Annotated in this window: 13 protein-coding genes; 2 read left to right on the forward strand and 11 right to left on the reverse strand. The window is 66.9% G+C overall.

Annotated features, from left to right (window positions below; translation table 11 throughout):
• Window positions 1-45: 45 nt before the first annotated feature.
• The 11 genes from DFW101_RS10480 to DFW101_RS10530 all read right to left on the reverse strand — a co-directional run bounded on the left by DFW101_RS10480 (window position 46) and on the right by DFW101_RS10530 (window position 12,702).
• Window positions 46-1,710: a hypothetical protein gene (locus DFW101_RS10480; protein WP_009181490.1), complete on the reverse strand. Its 1,665-nt coding sequence runs from the start codon at window positions 1,708-1,710 to the stop codon at window positions 46-48.
• A complete protein-coding gene (locus tag DFW101_RS10485) occupies window positions 1,694-2,842 on the reverse strand; it encodes a hypothetical protein (RefSeq protein WP_009181491.1) in 1,149 nt (382 codons plus the stop codon). The genes DFW101_RS10480 and DFW101_RS10485 overlap by 17 nt, the downstream gene beginning before the upstream one ends.
• Window positions 2,843-2,858: 16 nt before the next feature.
• The gene (locus DFW101_RS10490; protein ID WP_009181492.1) at window positions 2,859-3,824 is read right to left on the reverse strand and encodes an HlyD family secretion protein; all 966 of its coding nucleotides are present in this window, start codon (window positions 3,822-3,824) and stop codon (window positions 2,859-2,861) included.
• A complete protein-coding gene (locus DFW101_RS10495; protein ID WP_009181493.1) occupies window positions 3,825-5,507 on the reverse strand; it encodes a TolC family protein in 1,683 nt (560 codons plus the stop codon).
• Between the two features lie 21 nt (window positions 5,508-5,528).
• Entirely contained in the window at window positions 5,529-6,233 is a 705-nt protein-coding gene (locus DFW101_RS10500; RefSeq protein ID WP_009181494.1) for an ABC transporter ATP-binding protein, read from the reverse strand.
• On the reverse strand, window positions 6,226-7,407 hold the full coding sequence (locus DFW101_RS10505; protein WP_232285973.1) for an ABC transporter permease: 1,182 nt from the start codon (window positions 7,405-7,407) through the stop codon (window positions 6,226-6,228). The genes DFW101_RS10500 and DFW101_RS10505 overlap by 8 nt, the downstream gene beginning before the upstream one ends.
• 137 nt (window positions 7,408-7,544) lie before the next feature.
• Window positions 7,545-8,828 carry an aminotransferase class I/II-fold pyridoxal phosphate-dependent enzyme gene (locus DFW101_RS10510; protein ID WP_009181496.1) on the reverse strand — a complete coding sequence of 428 codons (1,284 nt, stop codon included), beginning with the start codon at window positions 8,826-8,828 and terminating at the stop codon, window positions 7,545-7,547.
• A 127-nt stretch (window positions 8,829-8,955) separates the two neighbouring features.
• Window positions 8,956-9,492 (reverse strand): hypothetical protein, encoded by a 537-nt coding sequence (locus DFW101_RS10515; RefSeq protein WP_009181497.1) that lies wholly within the window; start codon window positions 9,490-9,492, stop codon window positions 8,956-8,958.
• The gene (locus DFW101_RS10520; RefSeq protein WP_009181498.1) at window positions 9,489-9,965 is read right to left on the reverse strand and encodes a hypothetical protein; all 477 of its coding nucleotides are present in this window, start codon (window positions 9,963-9,965) and stop codon (window positions 9,489-9,491) included. Before DFW101_RS10520 ends, DFW101_RS10515 begins: the two co-directional genes overlap by 4 nt.
• Complete coding sequence (locus tag DFW101_RS10525; protein ID WP_009181499.1) at window positions 9,962-11,623, reverse strand: ArnT family glycosyltransferase; 1,662 nt, start codon at window positions 11,621-11,623, stop codon at window positions 9,962-9,964. The genes DFW101_RS10520 and DFW101_RS10525 overlap by 4 nt, the downstream gene beginning before the upstream one ends.
• Window positions 11,624-11,736: 113 nt before the next feature.
• A complete protein-coding gene (locus DFW101_RS10530; protein ID WP_009181500.1) occupies window positions 11,737-12,702 on the reverse strand; it encodes a lysophospholipid acyltransferase family protein in 966 nt (321 codons plus the stop codon).
• Window positions 12,703-12,840: 138 nt separating this feature from the next.
• Here DFW101_RS10530 and DFW101_RS10535 point away from each other — a divergent pair, with 138 nt between their 5' ends.
• Together DFW101_RS10535 and DFW101_RS10540 are read left to right on the forward strand one after the other, a co-directional pair.
• Window positions 12,841-13,332: a hypothetical protein gene (locus tag DFW101_RS10535; protein ID WP_009181501.1), complete on the forward strand. Its 492-nt coding sequence runs from the start codon at window positions 12,841-12,843 to the stop codon at window positions 13,330-13,332.
• A gap of 53 nt (window positions 13,333-13,385) precedes the next feature.
• Window positions 13,386-13,673, forward strand: a complete 288-nt coding sequence (locus DFW101_RS10540; protein WP_009107088.1) for a hypothetical protein — start codon at window positions 13,386-13,388, stop codon at window positions 13,671-13,673.
• The last annotated feature ends 207 nt before the right edge of the window (window positions 13,674-13,880 follow it).

Genomic DNA, 13,880 nt, shown 5'->3' on the forward strand with positions numbered 1-13,880 from the left:
CCCGCCGTGTTGTATTCTGGGTACCCGGGCCAACGGCCCCGGGGGTCAGGGCAGGCCTTTCTCCCCGGCCGCGAGCAGGGGGCGCAGGTCGATGAGGCGCAGGCCGGGTTCAGGGCTGGTATAGGGGAATTTCTCCCCGTCGAGAAGGGCGAATTCGCCGGGTGCCTCGGCCAGCTCCCGGAGGCGGTCGTCAAGGGGCGCGAAAAGCGGTCCCTGCTTCATGGCGGCCGGGGTCAGGTCGGCCTCGCGCACCACCAGATGGGTCACGCCGTAGGCCCGGGCGAATTCGAGCACCGTTGCCGGGTCTTTGGCGTAATAGGCCTCGGCCTGATGGGCCAGCCTCGGGTAGAGCCTGGCCCAGTAGCCCTCGCTCCAGGGGTGGGCCAGCTCGAAGGAGGCCAGGACGTTTCGCCGGCCAAAGGTCAGGACGTTGTCCAGGAGTACCGGGTTGCCGGCCAGGAGGGCGTCCTTGGGCAGCGCGTCCACGGCCGCGTAGAGGGCCGCGTCGGCCTTGTAGTCGTAGAGCCCGTCGTCGGTCAGGCGCACGGCCCCGACCCCGACGGCCAGGAGGAGCAGGCAGACCCGGCCGCCGGCCCGGGAGAGGGGTCCGGCCAGGGCATGGCGCAAGACCACGGCCAGGCCCAGGGCGTAGAGCAGGTTTATGGTGTAGGTGATGTAGCGGTCCGGCACGAAAAGCTTGAGCGCCACGGCCCGGGCCAGGACGTAGAGCAGAAGCGACCCGGCCAGGAGCATGGCCGCCGGCCGCAGGCCGGGCAGATACCGGGGCCAGGGGGCGCGCCTGGCCCCGACGACCACGAACGGCAAAAGAACGGCAAGGCTCAGGATGCCGGCGACAAGGCCGATGTCGAGAAAAAGGCCGATGCTCTCGAACGGCCAATAGACGAGATCGAAAAAGGGGTTCGCCAGGGGGTAGAGTTCCAGCCGGCCGGCGGTCGTGAATTCAGGCCCCACGGCCAGGGCCGCCCGGCCGACCAGCGGGCCGAAGCCCGAGGCGGAAAGCGCGTGGTTGAACGACCAGACCAGGCCGGCCGCCGCCAGCAGGACCAGGCCGTGCCAGGGGCGCACCGGAAACGGGGCGTCCGGCCGGTCGGTCAGGCGGGCGGCAACGGCGTCCAGGCAGGCGCAGCCGGCGCACAAAAAGGCGATGTAGGGGATGAAGACCGCCTCGGCCAGGAGGACCACGGCCATGCCCCGGGCCGAGCGGCGCAGCCAGGCCAGGAGAAACAGGGCCAAAAGCGGGGCGGCAAATGACCGCGACAGGCCGCCGGAGATGTTTTTGAGAAAAAAAGGCAGCGTCCAGGCCATGGCCGCGCAGACAAAACCGAGGACCCGGCCTTCGAGCCGGGCGCCCAGGCCGAAAAAGGCCAGGGCCAGGGTGACGAACAGGCCGCCGGTCAAAAGCTTGGAAAAAAGGATCGGTCCGACACCCAAACCCTTGGCGGCCGCGAAATAGAGGGCCTTGACCCCGGCCGGCACGTAGCCGGCGGCATAGTCGCCGAGGAGATCAGGCGGATAGAGGGCCGGGTCGAGCCAGCGGGCCATCCAGTAGAGCTGCTGGCGGACGTCGTCGTTGACGACAAAGGGCGAGGCGAAGCCATGGCGGTGGGCCACGGCGAAAACGAGCACGGACAGGAAGCCGACCCACAGCCAGTCCGCCAGGCGGACCGGCCGGTCAGATGGAACGGTCATAGAGGCGGAAAACCTTGTAGCGCTCGCCCCCGTAGTCGCGAAGGGTCTTGTTCCACTGCTCCAGGGATTCGGGAATGAGCGAGCAGTCGCAGTATTCCATGGTGGGATGGTTCTGGAGGAAATTGACCACGATGTTGAGGATGATGGCGTGGTGCAGGCGCTTCCATTGGTGGGTCTTGGCCACGCCCATGATGATGGCCCGGCAGTGGGTCAGGGGCCGCACCCGGCAGTCGTAGAGGAGCTGGAGCTTTTGCCACCAGCCGAACTTGCCGTTGAACTTTTTGACCGACCGGTTCATGTCCGGCGACACCACGGAAAAGGCCACGATGTCGTCGCCGTCGAGGATCATGCTTTCCAGATCCGGCCGCACCAGCGGCTGCAAGGTGACGAAGATGTCCCTGAACTGCCGGTCGGTCAGCGGAATATGGCCCCAGTTCTTGCTCCAGATGTCGTTGAAAAGCTCTTTGATCTGGGGGCCGCGCTTGGCGAAGTCCTTGCGCTCGATGGGCTGGATGGTGCAGCGCTGGCGCTTTAGGATGGCGTCGCGCATCCTGGCCAGCTTGTCGGCGTCGGCGGTGTCCCGGCCCGGCCCGCGGCTGATCCTGTACGCGTACCAGTCAAAGGTCTTGGCAAACCCCCAGGACAGGACCAGATCCTCGTAGTAGGGCGGATTGTGGGTCTGCATCATGGACGGCGGCGAATCGAAGCCTTCGACCAGGAGCCCGACCTCGTCGTAGATGGAAAAAGACAGGGGCCCGTGGAGCTTGACCTTGCCGAAGCCGCGCACCCAGGCGGCCGCGGCGTCGAACAGGGCATGGGCCGTCTCCGGGTTGTTCTCGGACTCGAAAAAGCCGAAAAACCCGGTCTCCGTGTCGTGGTATTGCTCGTAGAGGCCGTTAACATGGGCGGAAATCCGGCCGACCACCCGGCCGTTTCGCCGGGCCAGGAAATATTGGGCCTGGCCGAACTCGAAAAACGGACCTTTTTTCCGGTCCAGCACGTCGCGCTGCATGGAAAGAAGCGGCGGCACCCACAGGGGGTCGTCGCGGTAGATTTCCCACGGATAGCGGATGAAGGCGTCGAGGTCGGCCTCCCCGTCCACGGGGGCGACGGTCAGGGTCAAGTCTGTCATGCCGGGCGTCGCGGTCCTATTTTCCGGGCTGGATGGTGATCTGGCCCTTGAGGCCTTCCTTGAGCTCCAGGCCCGGGTTGGGGATGGTCAGCTCGACTTCGTAGTAGGACGGCTGCTGCAGGGTGGCCGCCATGGGCGCCCAGGGGATGCGCGACACCGAGGCCGCGTATTTCTTACCCGGCAGGGAATCGAAGACGACCTCGGCCGCCTCCCCTTCCTTGAGCTTCTGGGCCTCGATCTCGTGGACCTGGGCCCGGATGATCATGGGGTTGATGGAGCCGACCTGGAAGAGCTCGGACTCCTTGGCCAGCTTGACGCCGTTTCGCAGCTCCGGGTTCATCCACATGACGTAGCCGTCGGTCGGGGCCTTGACGATGCCGTCTTTGGGCACCTTGCCGACCCCGGCGCCCTTGCCGAACCGGTCCTCGGCCAGCTCCACCCGGTCGGACAGGAGTTCCCTGGCCAGGGACAGCTGTTCGCCGATGGAACTCTTTTCCTTGCGGAAGACTTCGATTTCCTTGGCGTTCATGGACAGGGACTGCTGGGAGGCCATGTTGCGCTGGCTCATGGCCTCGAGTTCGCGGCCCTTGGCCGACAGGCGGTCGATCTCCTTGTCGGCCGCGGCCATCTTGTACTCGAGCTCCTTGATGTTGGCCGGCGAGAGTCTGGTCTTCTCGTCCATGCGGGTCTCGAGGGGGATCTCGTAGGTGGCCAGGACGTCGCCGCGCTTGACTTTCTGCCCGATCTGGGCGGAAAGGGCCGTGATCTTGGCGTTATACGGCAAAAAGACCGAGAGCTTGACCGGACTGTAGAGCTTGCCGGAAAAGTTGATTTCCGTGGGGCGAAACGAGGCCGATTCGGCGGCCTGCGTGGCCGGGGCAGTCTGGGCGGCCGGGGCCGCCGGAGCCTTGGCCTGGGCGCTTGCGCCACAGGCCCCGGCGAGCAAGCTCCCGGCGGCCAGAAGCGAGACGAAAAACCGCATCTAGAGGCTCTCCATGATGCTGACGTTGATGTAGCGGTCCTGGAAGTCGCCGGAGATGGAGCGGACGTCGAGCATGGCGACGTCGCGGTCGTACTCCTTCATGAGCAGGTTCTGGCGGCTGTCGAGGTACTCGCTCATGGACCGGACAATGGCGTCGTACTCGGCCTGGCCGGACTCGAAGCGGAACTGGGCCTGCTGGGCGGTCAGCTTTTGCAGCTCGACCGAGGAGGCGGCGAATTTGACATCGGAATTGGCCGAGCGCAGCTTGGCCAGGGCCTGCTGGAACTGGCTCATGAGCGTGAACTCGAGGTTGCGTCCCTCGACGTTTAACTGGGCCATCTTCTTGTACTGCCGGCTGACATCCCGGGCCTTGGTCCAGAGGTCGAAGGGGAAGTTCAGCGTCAGGTTCGGATACATGAACGGCAGGCTGGAGGTGTCGTCCTTGTAGCTCGTGCTGTTGAGGGTCGAGACCGAGGTGAAGCCGAAGGAAAAGGTCGGCAGGAAGTGGATGTAGGACAGGGCGATGTTTTTCTTCTGCAGGCCCTTCTCGTATTCGTGGATGCGCAGCTGGAAGGAGTGGCGGCGCAGGGTCTCGTCGGAGACGCCCGCCGGGTTGAAGTCCTCGAGCACCTGCTTGGAAGCGTTGGCCAGGGACAGGTCGACCTTCTGGACAAAGGGCACGCCCATGACGAACTTGAGCTCGTCGAGGAGCACGGACTTCGAGGTCCGCATCTTCTCGCCCTCGGCCTTGGCCAGATTGATCTTGGTCTCGGCGATGCGCACGTCGAGTTCCGCGCCCTGGCCGAGGCCGGCCCGGGTCTTGACGTACTCCAGATTCTTGACGGCCAGGTCTTCTTTTTCCTTGGCCATCTTGATCATGGTGTCGACCATGCCGAGCTGGAGGAAGATGGTGCCAAGCCGCTTTAAGCCCTGGTCGATGACCTTCAGGTGCGACAGGACCGCGATGTTGACCATCTCCTTTTTCGCCTGCACGTCAAAGGCGGTCAGCAGCGGGTTCCAGGCCCCGGTCGAGAAGTTCAGGTCGTAGGCCTTGCGGCTGCGGTTGGCGGAGTTGCCGGCATAGATGGCGTTGGCCGCGGTGATGGAATTGGACAAATTCTGCGCGGGATTGGAGGAGGCGTTATCCGCCGCGTAGGAGTTCCACGCCGTTCCGGCCAGATTTTTATATTCCGGCAACCGCATGTAAAAGGTGGTGCTCATGACGATGGTCGGGATGTACTGCGAGTAGGCATCCCCCACGTCCAGGCGCTTGGATTCGATCTCGATGGAGCTTTTGGTCAGGAGCGGCGACTGGGCCAGGGCCACGCGCACACACTCCTGGAAGTCGGCCGGCGACTTGACCGTCACCGCCCCGAGGGCCATGCCCGAGCCCTTCGACCGGGCGAAATCCATGGACGCATCGTCGTCCTGGTCATTGGCCGCCGTTGCCGGCCGGGCGGCCGGAGCCGCCGGCGCCTGGGCCGCGGGCGCGGACGCCCCCTTGACCTTGTCCTTGGTGTACCGGTCGCCGGGCGCGGCCCGGACCGGCATGGCGCCGAGCAAAAGAGCCAGGCACAGCATCACGGCCGTGGCCAGACGCGCCCCCCCCGCCTTTCCGCCGCGGCCGGACACGCCACCCCCTGGCGTGCCAACCCGCTGCCCGTAGGTCAAATCCCTGGTCATGCGCTCCTCCCCGTCGAGCGTTCAACCGTTAAGATAGCCGTCCGTCAGGACCGCTTTGCGCGTGCAATGCTCGGCCGTCATTTGGTCATGGGTGACCACGACCATGGCTGTCCGGGCCTCTTCCGTGATCTTCGTAAAATACTCCAGTACACGCAGGCTGTTTTCCCGGTCAAGCTGGCCTGTCGGCTCGTCCGCCAAAATGAACTCGGGTTCGTTGACCAGGGCCCGGGCGATGGACACCCGCTGCCGCTCGCCGCCGGACAGGCGGTTGGAGGGCTGGTAGACCCGGTGGTCGAGGGCCACCATGCGAAGCGCCTCCTTGATCCGGTCCGGCCGCTCCCGGCGGGGGACGCCCGCGTAGATGAGCGGCAACTCCAGGTTTTCGTACACCGTGGAGTTTTCGAGCAGGTCACAGGTCTGAAAAACGAATCCCAGCATCTCCCGGCGAAAAATGGCCTGCTGGTCGCGGGACAAGGACAGGACGTCCACGCCGGCCACCTTGTAGCCGCCCGTGGACGGCGGCTGAAAGAGGCCGAGAATGAAAAGGAGGGTGGACTTGCCCGATCCCGACGGCCCCATGACGGCCACCATCTCCCCGCGCCGCACGTGCAGGTTCACGTCTTTCAGCACCCGGATCGGTTCGAGGCCCGAATTATAGGTCTTTGTCAGGTTGTTGATGTCGATGACAAGATCGTTGTCGCCGGAACCGGCCGTCTGGTTACTCATAGCGCATGGCGTCCACGACCTGCATCCGGCTGGCCCGGATGGAGGGATAAAGGCCGGCCCCGACGCCGAGCACGGCGGCAAAGCCCAGGCCCATCATCAGACAGATGAAAAAGAGCCCTTCGGGCGGGCGCGAGCCGAGCATCCGGCTCATGTACTCGATGCCGATGCGGCCAAGGATCACCCCGAACACCGACGAGGACAGGGTGACGCACAGGGCCTCGAAAAGAAACTGGTAGAGGATGTCGGTATCGAGGGCCCCCATGGCCTTTTTGAGCCCGATTTCCCGGGTCCGGCTGGTGACGGTGGCCATCATGATGTTCCAGATGCCGAACCCGCCGAGGATCATGGTGGCCACGATCGAACTGTAGATGAAAAGCTCCACCCACCAGAAGATGCGCTGCACCTGCTTCAAGGGCTCCCAGGCCACGTTGATCCGCAGTCCCCGATCGGACTGGTTGGCCTTGACCACCCCCGGCACGGCCTTGGCCACCGGGGCCACGTCGTCCCAGGTGGCGCAGCGGATATACGAGCTGTAGGGCTGGGAGATGCCGACCACCCGGGCCCGGGCCGTGGTGATGGGCAAAAAGACGAAAAGGCTGCGGTCTCCGGCCCGGACGCCGCCGAGGATGCCGATGACGGTGTAGAGATTGTCGTCGATCGACAGGATCTGGCCGAGGGCTTCCTTGTCGCCGCCGAAGATCTGGCGGGCCAGGTCGGAGCCGACCACGCAGACCCGGGCGCCTTCCTCGATGTCCTTTGCGTCGAACAGGCGGCCGGCCGCGGCGTTGAACGAAAAGACCTTCCAGTAGTTGGCCTCGCACCCCACGAGGTTGAAGCCGAAAAGCCGGTCGTGCCAGGTGGTCAGGGCGCTGGTCTTGAGCGCCACCTTGGTGGTGTCGAGCACGCCCGGGATGCGGCCGATGGCCTCGAGGGTCCGGTCGCGAAACCACTCCTGGCGGTCGAGCTGGGGCTGCTCGAACATGGCGTTTATGATCGTCGCCCCGCCGAGCAGGTCCAGGTCGTTGTTGAAGTTCTTTTTGAGATCGTTGCCCATGGTGATGATGACGATGAATCCCGCCATGCCAAGGGCGATGGAGGCCAGAACGCCGATGTAGCGGCGGCGCTTGCGCAAGACTTCCCGCACGCTCACGCGCACGAGGTCGTAGTAACGCAAAGGACCGGCGCCACGGCGCCGTATGCGGTCGAGTTCCGCAACCGTTATTTGCTTTCGCTTTCCTATAGCCATAGTGGGATACCGGGAGGCCAGGCCCGCCCGGATGCTTCCTCGCCCATACCGGAGACGGGAACGCTTTACAAGTACGAGAGCTTGGCCTTGCCGGCGGCCTCGGCGGCCTCGTCCTGGCAGGCCTGGCCCGGCTCTGCAACCATGTCGCACTCGCGCACGCCAAACTCCCTGGCGAGGCGGTCGAGCACGGTGAGCACGAAATCGAGCTGCCGGTCCTGGTGGGTGCTCATGTAGGCGGTGCGGATAAGGGCCTGGCCCCGGGGCACGGCCGGGTAGACGGCCGGCAGGGCGAACACGCCGGCCTCGAACAGGGCGCGGGAAAACTGGAAGGCCTTCTCGTCGGAGCCGATGATGATGGGAATGATGGGGGAAGCCGAGTTGCCGATGCGAAGCCCGATGTCGCGGTAGGCCTGGCGCATGCGCATGGTGACCTCGTGGAGCCGGTCCACCCGTTCGGGCTCGCGCTCCAGGATGTCGAGGCAGGTCAGGACGGCGACGGTGTTGGCCGCGGGCAGGGCGGCCGAGAAAATCTGGGTGCGCGACTGGTAGCGCAGGTAGCGCAGCATGTCCTCGTCGTCGGCGGCGATGAATCCGCCGATGGAGGCCATGGACTTGCTGAACGTACCCATGATGAAGTCGACCTTGTCGGTGATGCCGAAATGGTCGGCCGCGCCGCGTCCGCCCCGGCCGAAGACGCCGAGGCCGTGGGCGTCGTCCAGGTAGAAGATGATGTCCGGGTGGGCTTCCTTGATGGCGGCCAGTTCGTCCAGCACGGCCAGCTCGCCGGACATGCTGAAAACGCCCTCGGTAATGAGGAACACGTCGCCGTCCGGGCGGGAGGCCTTGGCGGCTTCCACGCGCTGCATGGCCTGGGCGGCGTCGTTGTGGGCGAAGGTGACGAGCCGGGCCCGGGTGTTTTTGATGCCTTCGAAAATGCTGGCGTGGTTTTCCCGGTCGCAGATCACGGTGTCGGCCGGGGTGACCAGAACGCCCAGGGCCCCCATGTTGGTGCTGAAGCCCGTGACGTGGACGACCGCGCCGCGCTTGCCGACAAAGGCGGCCAGCCGCTCCTCGAGCTGGTGGTGGAGCACCATGTTGCCGCTTAAAAACCGCGAGCCGCCGGGGCCGGTGCCCCACTCGTAGACGGCCTTGGCCGAGGCGTCCATGACCCGGGGGTCGTGGGAAAGGCCCAGGTAGTCGTTGGAGCCGATCATGATGAGACGGCGGCCTTCGACCTCGACCTCGGTGCCCCAGGTTTTGGCGATGGGCCTGAAGTAGGGGTTGATCCCCTGGGCGGAAATGCTCGAATACAGGGCGTTGACGTGGTCGCAGCGTTGGCGAAGTGTCATGGCGTTCGTTTCATCCTCGAGTGGTTTGGGAACAGACGGCGGTGCGGATGGGGGGAAAAGTCCGCCGCGCCTGCGGCCTGCCAGCCTGGCCGGCTGCCGGCACTCGGCCGGAGCAACGGCCAATACGTCAAAGGCCCGGCCTTTGCAAGCCTTGGCCGCCGACGGCCCCTGCCCGCCAGGCCCGGGCCTCCCGGACGTGGGCGGCCAGCTGCCCCAGGAGCTTGCCGATGGCCAGCCGGGCCCGGCCGAACTGCCGGGGTTCAAAGCGGGTGAAATAGATCTCGTCGTCCGGGGCGGCCAGTTCCAGGCTGTAGTTGCGCAGCCACTGGCCGCGCTTTTTGCTCCACTCGAGGTAGACCCAGTAGAAGCTGGTGGAACCGTCGGCCGCCCGGCACCGGGCCGCGCCCCAGGCGTAGGCCTCGCCGCCCCGCTCCACCTGCCGGAACTTCAGGAAATCGAAATCCTCGTAGGCGAGGCCCTCCGAGGCGGCCATGCCCCGGGCGGCCCGTTCCATGGCCTGGCGGTAGCCGTCTTTGGGGATGCCGGCCAGGCCCATGGCCGGGTAGTACCAGGCGCCGAACCAGACGACCGCGCCAAGGGCCAGGATACCCACGGCCAGCCCGGCGTAAAGGGCCCGTCTTACGGTGCGGCGGGGCAGGCTCACTGTCCGCCCTCCCCGCCCGGCGCAGCCTGGCCGGACGCCGGGGCCGCCGCAACCGGCGAACAGCCAAGCGGCATGCGCCAGCCGGACGCCTCGAGCCGTCTGGCCCGCTCGAGCTTTTCCCAGGCCCGGACCTCGTCGTCCACGGCCCGGGCCCGGGTGGCCACATCCTTGCGGATGGCCCGCACGAGCGACTCCTCGGACACGAGCGACCCGGCCCCCGGCACGTAGACGCCGGCGCGAAGCTCGTCCAGGCGCACCCGCACGGCCTTGTCGGTTGCTTCCAGCACGTCGCGGTGGCGCTCCTTCATGATGGCGGTATTTTCGCCGTCGTTGACGAGGTCGTCGTAGAAGGCCTTGGGCCGCAGGTGCGAGGCGGCCTCGGGCGTCTTCAGGAAGCCCTTCCAGACCGTGCCGCCGAGAGCCACGATCAAGAGCAGGCGAATGGCGTTGTCGCGGGTGAACAGTCGCTTCACGGCGTCACCCCCTTGCGCCGCCAGACTTCCAGTTCCTTCTGGGGCGCTTCCACGGCGATGAAATAGTGGTGGTTGGGGTCGTCGGTCCGGTTGCCGAAGGTCTCGTCCGGAAAGGCCAGGGGCACCCGCTCGTAGTCGCGGGACAGGTCCATGGCGTCGGTGAATTCCCGGGCCCCGAAAAGAAACCGGTCGCGGTTGACCCGGACCACCCGGCGACGCAGCACCCAGTCCGGGACCGTGCCCTCGGGCACCGGGCCTTGCAGGCCGCCGAGGATGTGCAGGCCGTCGACGTAAAACATGAGCGGCAGCTCGCCGTACTCGGCCAGCACCGTCTGGCCGGGCTTCGCGTGGGCCTTGAAAAAGTCGATGATGGCCGTGTTGACGTCGGGGTAGCCGCAGACAAGCTCGGTGGCAAAAAGCTTGATCGGGAAATTGAGCGAGGTCAGCATGCGGAAATCGTTCTGCCAGGGCCGGTTGACGATCTTGAGCCGCTCCATGGGATAGACGGCCAGCCAGTTGGTGAAGGCCAGCAGGAAAAAAAGGAGCACGGCCGACACCCGGGAAAAGCCCCACAGCCGGCGCACGCACCAGGCAAGGAGGATGGCGCACAAGGGGAGCAGGTGGGCGATGTAGCGGAAAAACCGCTGGGGCACGATGCCAAGGAAAAGGAGGCTGAGGACAATGAGCACGGCGGAGAAAAGGACGAACCGCTCGCCCGGATCGGACGGCCGGGCCAGCCGCGTGACGAAGCCCCGCCACCGCCAGGCCAGGGCGGCCGACACGGGCAGCGGGATGCAGAACATGCACAGGTCCGCGAAATAGAGCATCATGTTCTCCGGCACCAGGAGCACGTCGAACATGCCGCTTTGCCGGCCGATGCGGTAGAGGAAGATCCCCGGCACCACGGCCACGGCCAGGGTGGCCCCGGCCAAAAGCGCCAGCCGGCGCCAGGCCATGCGCTCGGGATAGACGAGCACGGCGGCGGCCAGGGCCGTTGGGGCGAAACTGAGAAAGAGCAGGTAGTTGGCGTGGAAAAGCAGCACCATCCCGAAAAAGGTGACCAGCCAGGGCCGCCAGCGGTGCTGCCAGTCGCTTAAAAAGGCGTCGAGCGTCCACAGGACGATGAGCGTCCCTGGCGCGTAGTACCGGGCCTGCCGGCCGATAAGGAGAAAGGGCACGCACAGGGTCAAAAGCGTCGCGGCCATGAGGGCCCAGGACCGGTCCCCGAAGTGGCGGCGCACCAGCCGGTAGGTCCAGAAGACGGACAGGAGCGCGGCCAGGGCGAAGGGGGCCCGGCCGGCGGCGGTGTCGAAGCCGCCCACGGCGAAGCCGGCCGCCTGCAGATAGATCTGGATCCAGGGCGACCAGCGCCACAGATAGCCGCCGGTCTTGTCGAACTCGCGCTCCTCTTCCTGGGAGACGACATTGACGCCGTCGTAGGCATAGGGGAGCCCGGTTTTGAGGACGTTTTTGGCCAGACAGGCGGTTTCGGCCTCGTCCTGCCAGAAGGGCCGCTGGCCGAGGTTGTAGAACAGCAGGCAGGCGGCCACGGCCAAAAGGAGGAGAAGTCCCCAGTCCAGACGGGCGAAAAATCCCGGCCGGTCCGGACGCGGCGGCGTGGCCGGAATCGGTCCGGCGGTCGTCGTGGTGCTTTGCATGGCCCGCCCTGGGTAATGGAGGCGGCCGGCGTTGTCCAGTCTCGGGCCGGGGCGTGTCCTTGCGGGCCGGCGACGCCTGCCTGGGGCACCCCGCCTTCCGGCCGCGTCCGGCTTCAGTCCCGCTCGAAAAACGGCTCATGGCCGCCGGCGGCCATAAGCTCCCGAAAGGCCAGGAAATGGAGGTAATGGCTGGGGTTGGCGACAACGGCCTCGGACAGGCGGGCGGCGAAAAGCGCGGTGTTGGCCGTGGCCGCCCCGGCCTCCGTCTCCCCGGCGGCCGGGGACACGAGCGGCAAGGGCTCCTCGATGCGAAGGGTGAGACGGCCATCGGTCCCCCGCTCCATGAAGCAGGGCAGGACCGCGCATCCGGTCCGGCCGGCCAGGAGCATGGGCCCGAGCGAAAAAAGGGCCCGCCGGCCGAGAAACGGCACCGCCGCCCGCCGTTCCCCGCCCCCGCCGTCCACGGCCACGCCGAGCACATGCCCGGCCCGCAGGCAGGCGAAGGCCGGCCGCAGGCTGCCGAAGACATCGATGTGGGTGACGGGCAGGCTCCGCTCGTGGGCCGCGCGCAGCTCCCGGGTCCGGGCCACGGCCGGCCGCCTCTTCTCGGGCAGGCGGGCGTTTAAGACCGTGGCCGGGGCCGACAGCTGCCACATCCGGTAGCCGGCGTGGCCGATGGCGGCCATGATCATCTGGTTGGCGCCGAAATGCCCGAAGGCCAGCATGGCCCCCCGGCCAAGGGCCAGGGCCGCGTCCAGGCGCTCCCGGCCGCGGATGGCCACCAGCCGGGCCGTGCGCGCGGGCGTCAGGCCGGGAAAAAGGAGGACCTCCAGGTCGGTCTGGCAGAATTCCACCAGCGCCCGGCGGGCCAGCCCCAGCCGGACGGCCGGATCGTCCGCGACCCCGGGCACGAGCCGGGCGGCTTCGGCCATGCCGGCAAGCCGGGCATGGGGCACCCGGGCCAGGACCCGGCCGAGCCCCCGGGCCAGGGCCCGGGCCGCGCCGGCCGGCAGGGCCCGGACGAGCAGCCGAAACGGGTGCCAGTAGGCCCAGACCAGGGCGTCACGAACCGCCGGCATGCGTTGTCCTGTTCGGTGGCATGGCGGCCGGTACCACGGCTGGCGGGCCCTGCGCAAATGGTGTATGGCCGCAACCATGCCACGAAGGCCCGGCGCGTGCCGTCGCCGGGACCGGACGGGCAAAGGAGGCGACAGGACATGGATCGGCAGACCTTCCCATGGGGGCGCGTGGCCGCGGCCGGCGTCCTGGTCCTGCTCCTGGTCCTGGCGGGCGTGGTGTGGCTCGGCTTTGCCACCGAACGGCTGCGGACCGACGTCCTCGCCGTGGAGCGGGCCGTGCGCGAGATGCCGCCGCCCCTGCCGCCCGTCCCGGCCAAAGACGTCTCCGGCCTCGAGGCCGAGATCAAGGCCCTGCGCGAGGCCATGGCCAAACTTTCCTCCCGGGTCGAGGCCCTGCGGGCCGCCGAGGACACCAAGGCCCTGGAGCGGCTGACCGCCGAGATCCGGGCCCTGTCCGGCCGGGTCGAGGGCCTCTCCGCCAAGGCCGCCCCGGCCGCCACCGGCAAGGCCGGCAAATCGGGGGCCGCCGGCAAGAAGGAAAAAACGCCCGCCGTCCGCGAAACCCCGGGGGACGAGGCCCCGCCAAGGCCCTATTACGGCCCGGGCTACCCGGGCTGGCCGGGCTACTGAGCCCGGTCGCCGCGCCCCGGGGCCCGGAAGTCCCGAAAAGAAAGGAACGCGCCATGCAAGATGCAAATCCCGGTATTTTCGACACCGCCGCCTACGCCGAGGCCCTGGAATTCGCCAGAAGCCTGCGCGCGCCGGGCCGGCCGCTGGATTTTCCCAGCTATTCCGATTACGTCCGGCTGGTGGCCGAACGGGTGGTCCTGGACCTCGCCGCCTTCGACCCGGACATGGCCGATTTTCACGAACTGCCGGAAACCTATGAGCTGGCCTACCTGACGGCCCGCCTGGAACGCCTGCAGGCCCGCATCGAAGCCGAGCGGGGCGTGGATGTGCGGCAACTCTAGGGGTGCGTCCATGGAAAAGGCACCTGCTTTCTTTCATGGGTAACAACCGAGGATGATTCTTTTTTTCTTGAAAAATACTGGCGTATCCTTCAAGGGGCGCAACACGAGCCGTCCCGGGCCGCGCCGGCGAAACCGTCTCCGGCCACGCGTTGTGGTCCGCCCGGAGATGGTGTATCAGGCTCTCCGCGCCGCTCCTGGCGCGCCTTT

The organism is Solidesulfovibrio carbinoliphilus subsp. oakridgensis (assembly GCF_000177215.2).
GTDB classification, from domain to species: Bacteria; Desulfobacterota; Desulfovibrionia; order Desulfovibrionales; family Desulfovibrionaceae; genus Solidesulfovibrio; species Solidesulfovibrio carbinoliphilus.

Coding starts and splice junctions, on each gene's coding strand:
- DFW101_RS10535 (WP_009181501.1), top strand. CDS start 12,841: ATGGATCGGCAGACCTTCCCATGGGGGCGCGTGGCCGCGGCCGGCGTC.
- DFW101_RS10500 (WP_009181494.1), bottom strand. CDS start 6,233: ATGAGTAACCAGACGGCCGGTTCCGGCGACAACGATCTTGTCATCGAC.
- DFW101_RS10540 (WP_009107088.1), top strand. CDS start 13,386: ATGCAAGATGCAAATCCCGGTATTTTCGACACCGCCGCCTACGCCGAG.
- DFW101_RS10495 (WP_009181493.1), bottom strand. CDS start 5,507: ATGACCAGGGATTTGACCTACGGGCAGCGGGTTGGCACGCCAGGGGGT.
- DFW101_RS10485 (WP_009181491.1), bottom strand. CDS start 2,842: ATGACAGACTTGACCCTGACCGTCGCCCCCGTGGACGGGGAGGCCGAC.
- DFW101_RS10490 (WP_009181492.1), bottom strand. CDS start 3,824: ATGCGGTTTTTCGTCTCGCTTCTGGCCGCCGGGAGCTTGCTCGCCGGG.
- DFW101_RS10525 (WP_009181499.1), bottom strand. CDS start 11,623: ATGCAAAGCACCACGACGACCGCCGGACCGATTCCGGCCACGCCGCCG.
- DFW101_RS10510 (WP_009181496.1), bottom strand. CDS start 8,828: ATGACACTTCGCCAACGCTGCGACCACGTCAACGCCCTGTATTCGAGC.
- DFW101_RS10530 (WP_009181500.1), bottom strand. CDS start 12,702: ATGCCGGCGGTTCGTGACGCCCTGGTCTGGGCCTACTGGCACCCGTTT.
- DFW101_RS10480 (WP_009181490.1), bottom strand. CDS start 1,710: ATGACCGTTCCATCTGACCGGCCGGTCCGCCTGGCGGACTGGCTGTGG.